The sequence below is a fragment of the Streptomyces sp. 13-12-16 genome (assembly GCF_002114215.1).
GTDB lineage: Bacteria > Actinomycetota > Actinomycetes > Streptomycetales > Streptomycetaceae > Streptomyces.
In genome coordinates, this window is record NZ_NCTE01000313.1 from 1 (window position 1) to 4,666 (window position 4,666).

Sequence of the window (4,666 nt, forward strand, 5' to 3'; positions counted from 1 at the left end):
CCCGCAGCGCCCCGCGCCCCGGTTCCACCGCGCCCGTCCGCGTCCCCGGCCAGCGCGGCCGCCGTGCCGCACCCGCGCCGGAACCGGAACCGGCGTCCGAGGACACGCCCGGCCACGGCCGCCGCAAGCGCAAGCCGAAGCGGAGCGGCAAGAAGAAGGCGCTGATGTGGACGGGAGGCGTCCTCGGCCTGGTCCTCGTGGGCGGTTCGGCGTTCGCGTACTACTGGTACGAACGCCTCTACGGCAACATCAACACCGTCGACATCGGTGACGTGGGCAGTGACGAGGCCATGGCGGACGGGCCGGTCAACCTCCTGGTCATCGGCAACGACGTCCGCACCGGCGAGGGCAACGAGGCCTACGGCAACCGGACCAACGTCACCGGCCACGCCGACACCACGCTCCTCTTCCACGTGGCCGAGGACCGCACCAACGCGACCGTGGTGAGCATCCCCCGCGACCTGATGATCAAGATCCCGGACTGCGAGTCCAAGCAGTCCGACGGCTCCACCAAGAAGATCCCCGGCTCGACGGTCCCCACGAAGTTCAACGAGTCCTACGGGGTGAACGGCCGCGATCCGGGCTGCACCATGCTCACCGTCGAGGAGATCACCGGCCTCGAGCTCGACCACTTCATGATGTTCGACTTCAACGCGGTCAAGACGCTGTCCACCGCGGTCGGCGGCGTCAAGGTGTGCCTGGACAAGCCCCTCAAGGATCTGGACGGCGGCTCCGGACTCGATCTGCCGGCCGGGGAGAGCACCGTCCAGGGCGAGGACGCGCTCTCCTTCCTCCGCAACCGGCACGGTCTGAAGAACGAGAGCGACCTGGACCGGATCGAGATGCAGCAGAAGTTCGTCGCGTCGATGCTCCGCCAGCTCAAGGAGGACACGCTGGACAGCCCGTCGAAGATGCTCGACGTCGCCGACGCGGCCACCAAGTCCCTCACCGTGGACAAGGGCATAGGCAGCCCCAGCAAGCTCCTCACCCTCGCCAGGGAACTCGGCAAGATCGACCTGAAGAACATCACCCTGATGACCCTGCCGGTGATCGACAATCCGGCCGAGCCCACGCCCGTCACCGTCGTACTGAACCCGACCGAGGCCCCGAAGCTCTTCAGCATGCTGCAGAACGACGTCTCCCTCACCGAGGTGAAGAAGAAGGAGAAGGACGCCAAGGACAAGCAGGCCGAGCTGCTGGAGGGCACACGGGCGGAGGCGTCCGAGATCCGCGTCGACGTTTTCAACGGCGGCGGCCCGTCCGGCGCCGCACAGGACACCCTGACCTGGCTGCAGACCGGCCAGGGCGTGGCCAGGTCCACCAACAGGGGCAACGCCCCGGCCGACGTCGACAAGACCCGCCTGGAGTACGCGCCGAACCAGGCCGACCAGGCCCGCAAGCTCGCCGACCTGATGGGCCTGCCCTCCTCGGCCATGAAGCCCGGCACGAAGGACGCCGACGCGACGACCCCGATGACGCTCACCCTCGGCCCCGACTTCAAGGAGGCCGGCGTCCCCATCACCCTGCCGAAGAAGGTCGACGTCAAGCAGTCCCGGGCCGACGAGAAGATGTGCAAGAAGTAGACGTGCGAGGAGCAGCGACGCGGCGAACCCGAGACCGAGAGGGGGGTTACCCCCAGTGCCATCGGTCCCCCGCCTGCCTACCTTGGACCGCATGACCGGAATGGACGCGCGGGACACCGAGCTGAAGAAGGAACTCGACGCCTCCCTGCAGGCCCGCAGGGAGCTGGGCGAGGAGTACGAATCCGCGCTGGTCGACTCGTTCCTGGAGAAGGTCGATCAGCGCATCGACGGAGTGGTGGAGCGCCGGGTGCGCCGGCAGTTCGCCGAGCAGCAGATGACGGTGGCCCGGGACTCCCGGTCGCCGCAGGCCACGGACTCCTGGGGCGAGCGCTTCGGCTTCGGGATCGTCTCGCTGGTCCTGGCGGTGCCGCTGTCCGCGATCGGCGGGGGCGTGGGCGACCTGCCCGGACTGCTGGTCGCCTGGCTGGGCATCGTCGGCGTCAACGTCGTACAGGCCGCGCGCACCCATCCGGGCCTCTTCGGGCGCCGCAGGCCCGCGCAGGACAGCGACTGGGAGGACTGAGGCCGGCTTGCGCGGGGACCGCCGCACCCCCGTCACCGGGGGGCGGGACGACGGCGGTCCCCGCGAGGGACGCGCGCCCGTCGGGACGGGCTGCGCGTCCGAGGCGTCCGTGGAGGTCCGGGAGCCGCTCCGGAGGTTCCTTCGACGCCGTTCGGCCGCCGGCCGGGGCGGGGAGCCGCTCCCACCCCTGCCGACACCCACCAATGTGCCGGACCCGTGTTAAGCGAGTGCTGCGCGGACGTGACACGCTCGTACCACTTCCGCGAAGTCCACGAAGATCACGAACCCGCCGGCACCCGGCCGTTCAGCGCGGGTTCACCGGCGTTCCGGCCCGACGCCCCGTCACTTCCCGGTCTTGGCGAGGAAGGACAGCAGGTCCTGACGGCTGACCACACCGGTCGGCTTGCCCTCGACGAGGACGATCGCCGCGTCCGCCTTGCCGAGCACGGCCATCAGGTCCGCGACGGGCTCACCGGAGCCGACCTGCGGCAGCGGCGCGGACATGTGCTTCTCCAGCGGGTCGTCCAGCGAGGCGCTCTTGCTGAACAGCGCGTCCAGCAGCTCCCGCTCCACCACCGAGCCGACGACCTCGGCGGCCATCACGTCCGGGTGACCGGCGCCCGGCTTGACCACCGGCATCTGCGAGACGCCGTACTCGCGCAGCACCTCGATGGCCTGGCCGATCGTCTCGTCGGGGTGCATGTGGACGAGGGAGGGGATGTGGCCGCCCTCCTTGTCGTCGAGGACGTCGTTGACGCGGGCGCTGGTGCCGGCGTCCTCCAGGAAGCCGTAGTCGGCCATCCACTCGTCGTTGAAGATCTTGCTGAGGTAGCCGCGGCCGCTGTCCGGCAGCAGGACGACGACCACGTCGTCCTCACCGAGCCGCGAGGCCACCTCCAGCGCCGCCACGACCGCCATGCCGCAGGAGCCGCCGACCAGCGGGCCCTCCTCCTTGGCGAGCCGGCGGGTCATCTGGAAGGAGTCCTTGTCGGAGACGGCGACGATCTCGTCCGCGACGTCACGGTCGTACGCGGTCGGCCAGAAGTCCTCGCCGACGCCCTCCACCAGGTACGGCCGCCCGGAGCCGCCGGAGTACACGGAGCCCTCGGGGTCGGCGCCGATCACCTTCACCCGGCCGTCGCTGGCCTCCTTCAGGTAGCGCCCGGTCCCGGAGATGGTGCCGCCGGTGCCGACGCCGGCCACGAAGTGGGTGATCCTGCCCTCCGTCTGCTCCCACAGCTCCGGGCCGGTGGAGTGGTAGTGGGAGAGCGGGTTGTGGGGGTTGGAGTACTGGTCCGGCTTCCAGGCCCCCGGCGTCTCGCGCACCAGCCGGTCGGAGACGTTGTAGTAGGAGTCGGGGTGCTCGGGGTCCACGGCGGTCGGGCAGACGACGACCTCGGCGCCGTAGGCCCGCAGTACGTTGATCTTGTCCGTGGAGACCTTGTCCGGGCAGACGAAGATGCACTTGTAGCCCTTCTGCTGGGCCACGATGGCGAGTCCGACGCCGGTGTTGCCGCTGGTCGGCTCGACGATGGTGCCGCCCGGCTTCAGCTCGCCGCTCTGCTCCGCCGCCTCGATCATGCGCAGGGCGATGCGGTCCTTCACGGAACCGCCCGGGTTGAAGTACTCCACCTTGGCCAGGACGGTCGCCCTGATGCCCTTGGTCACGCTGTTGAGCCGCACCAGCGGGGTGTTGCCGACGAGGCTGATCATCGAGTCGTGGAATTGCACCGTTGTCTCCGGATGCTGCAAAAGGGGTGGTCGTAGTGGTGCTGCCAGCCTAGGCCCTCACCGGTCCGAACCCGGCCGGGTCCTTCACTCGCTGTGGGGATTGGAGCACGGTCCGTACGGGGCAAGCACTGGGTGTACGGGTTCGAGGAGGTGGCGGCGAGGGATGACGGGCTTGTCGAGGGCGAGGGTGGCCCGGCGGATCGCGGCCGGCGCGGCGTACGGCGGCGGGGGCATCGGACTGGCCGGGGCGGCCGCCGTGGGACTCCTGGTGGCCGAGGCCCAGCTGGCGCGGCGCCGGGTGGGCAACGGTACGACTCCTCACGTGCCGAACGCGGACGGGCTGTACGGCGCGGCGTACACGGTGCCGGGCGAACCGGCGCTGCGGCTGACGATGCTGGGCGACTCCACGGCGGCCGGGCAGGGCGTGCACCGGGCCGGGCAGACACCGGGCGCGCTGCTGGCGTCGGGAGTCGCGGCGATCGCGGAACGTCCGGTGGGGCTGAGCACGGTCGCGGTGCCCGGGGCCTGTTCCGACGATCTGGACCGGCAGGTGACGCGGGCGCTGGCGGACCCCTCCCGGGTACCGGACATCTGCGTGATCATGGTCGGCGCCAACGACGTCACCCACCGGATGCCGCCCACCCGTTCCGTACGCCATCTGTCCTCGGCGGTACGGCGGCTGCGGACGGCCGGCGCGGAGGTGGTCGTCGGCACCTGCCCCGATCTCGGTTCGGTCGAGCCGGTGCGGCAGCCGCTGCGCTGGCTGGCCCGGCGGGCCTCGCGGCAGCTGGCGGCGGCGCAGACGATCGGGGCGGTCGAGCAGGGCGGG

4 protein-coding genes are annotated in these 4,666 nt (G+C 70.7%); 3 read left to right on the forward strand and 1 reads right to left on the reverse strand.

The genetic code is table 11. The features are described from left to right. Nucleotides 1-1,583 (forward strand): LCP family protein (locus B7767_RS13340; RefSeq protein WP_085572373.1); only part of this gene is annotated, 1,583 nt, incomplete at its 5' end. Between the two features lie 100 nt (nt 1,584-1,683). Further along, nucleotides 1,684-2,106, forward strand: coding sequence for a hypothetical protein (locus B7767_RS13345; RefSeq protein ID WP_085572374.1), 423 nt, complete (start codon nt 1,684-1,686; stop codon nt 2,104-2,106). Nucleotides 2,107-2,448: 342 nt separating this feature from the next. Here the strand turns inward: B7767_RS13345 and B7767_RS13350 are convergent, their stop codons facing one another. Next, the gene (locus B7767_RS13350; protein ID WP_085572375.1) at nt 2,449-3,837 is read right to left on the reverse strand and encodes a cystathionine beta-synthase; all 1,389 of its coding nucleotides are present in this window, start codon (nt 3,835-3,837) and stop codon (nt 2,449-2,451) included. 163 nt (nt 3,838-4,000) lie between these two features. Between B7767_RS13350 and B7767_RS13355 the strand changes: the two genes are divergently transcribed. Beyond that, on the forward strand, nt 4,001-4,666 hold a 666-nt coding region (locus B7767_RS13355), incomplete at its 3' end, for an SGNH/GDSL hydrolase family protein (protein ID WP_143652420.1).